This is a genomic window from Streptomyces sp. McG3 (assembly GCF_018619185.1).
In the GTDB taxonomy this organism is placed as follows: Bacteria; Actinomycetota; Actinomycetes; order Streptomycetales; family Streptomycetaceae; genus Streptomyces.
On record NZ_JAAXYC010000547.1, the window covers coordinates 1 to 1830 of the forward strand.

General features: G+C 75.1%; 1 protein-coding gene and 1 pseudogene. Both read right to left on the reverse strand.

The features are described 5' to 3' along the window. Positions 1-115: 115 nt before the first annotated feature. Positions 116-805, reverse strand: coding sequence for a DUF2993 domain-containing protein (locus HET64_RS38315; RefSeq protein ID WP_215111832.1), 690 nt, complete (start codon positions 803-805; stop codon positions 116-118). A gap of 175 nt (positions 806-980) precedes the next feature. Beyond that, positions 981-1830, reverse strand: a pseudogene (locus tag HET64_RS38320) (hypothetical protein); the annotation flags it as partial.

Here is a 1830-nt window from a genome sequence, read left to right on the forward strand (position 1 = left end):
GGGCTCCCCCGAACCTGCCCCGCATCTGCGGACCGGACGCGGGCGTCTCACTATCCGGATCGGTCGTGCCGTCAGGGGACGGCAGGGGATCCGCCGGGGAGCGCGGGGCGGCCGGTCAGCCCGTCAGGGAGACGTCCGAGCCGGTCACCGAGATCTCCAGGCCCTTCTCGGTCACCTCGACCTCCCGGAGCTCCAGGCCCTTCGGCAGCCCGTCGATGTCGCCCTGGAAGTCGGTCTTCTCGCGGACCAGTCGCTCCACGCCGGGAAGCCCCTCGCCCGGCACCTCGTCCGCGCGCACCTTGATCGTCTGACCGTCGACGCGGGTCACGGTGGACAGCACGCTGCGCGAGATCGGCCGGCCGAGGAGCTCGACCGTGCCGGTGACCTTCGCCTTGCCGTTGCCGCCGTACTCCACGACGACGCCGTCGCTGGCCGCCGCCGTCAGGTCCTCGTAGCTGACGAGCGCGGTGCCGGTGGCGCGGGCTGCCGTGGCGCTCCGGTAGCCGGAGCCGAGCTTCACGTCGTGCAGTTCGGCCCGGACCTCGCTGACCCGTATCGCGCGGCCGGCGGCGCTGGTCTCCATGCCGGTGAGGTGGACGTCGACGCGGTCGAGCCGCGAACCGGCGAGCTGGGTGAGGAAGGGGAAACCCTTGATCGAGATCTCCGTGGTGGCGGGCCCGCCCCCGCTGATCGTGACCCGGTCCTCGGCCTCGGACTCGGCGAAATAGACAGCCGCGCGGTCGACGGCGAGGAAGAGGCCGCCGAGCACCACCACCAGGACCAGCAGTATTCGCAGTGCGCGCATGTGTCGTTCCCCCACCTGAGCCGATCGGTCCCCCTGGCGCCCGTGAGCCTACTGCCGCAGGAGAGGGACGCCCTGGATGATCGACGACCGACGGCCCCCGATCGGTTCCCCGGGGGCTGCCCGCGCTTCCCGGCGGGTCAGCCCCAGGGGGGCCGTAGGGGACGGTGTGCGGCGGTCAGAGGATGGCGCGGCCGACCAGGTAGACGGCCGGGGCCGCCAGGGTCAGCGGCAGCGCCACCCCGGCGGTCATGTGCACGAACCGGGACGGGTAGTCGTAGCTCGCCACCCGCAGCCCGATGAGCGCGCACCCGGCCGCCGCGAGACCGAGCAGCACGCCCTTCGCCCCGAAGTCGGTCATACCGCCGAGGGCGAGGCCGGCACCCGCACCCGCGAGCAGGGCCGCCCCGAGGGAGACCACCCCGGGCAGCGGAAGGGCACGGACGAGCGCGGCCGCCGCGACGGCCGCCCCGCCGACCGTCACCGCGTCCGGGACCGCCGCGAGGAATCCGCCCGCGAGCACCGCGAGGGACGCCGAGACGACCGTGGCCATCAGGCCGTACATCCGCTCGTCGGCCCCCGCGTGGCTGCGGAGCTGGAGGACCACGGTGAGCAGCACGAAGACGCCCAGGGTGCCCAGCAGTGCGGCGGGGCCGTGCTCCCGGCCGGCGGCGAGCAGGGCGACGTCGGCGGCCAGCCCCCCGGCGAAGGCGAGCGCGATGCCCTGGCGGGCGGGCCACATGCCGTTGAGCCGGAACCATCCGGCGGCCGTCACCGCCTGGAGGAGCACCACCGGGACGAGCAGCGCGTACGGCCCGATCGCGGCGCCCCCCGCGAGCAGCAGGCCGAGCACGGCGGTGAGCGCGGCGGGCTGCATCCCCGGCGCGATGACCGGTGAGCGCCCTTCCGCGCGGGCCCGCTGGGCGTCGGTGATCCGGGCGTTGCCCAGCGTCGTGGGCGCGCTGTAGCCCGTGTCGCCGGTCTCCGGCCGCACGGTCACGGGCTCGGGGGCGGGCACGGGTGCGGCG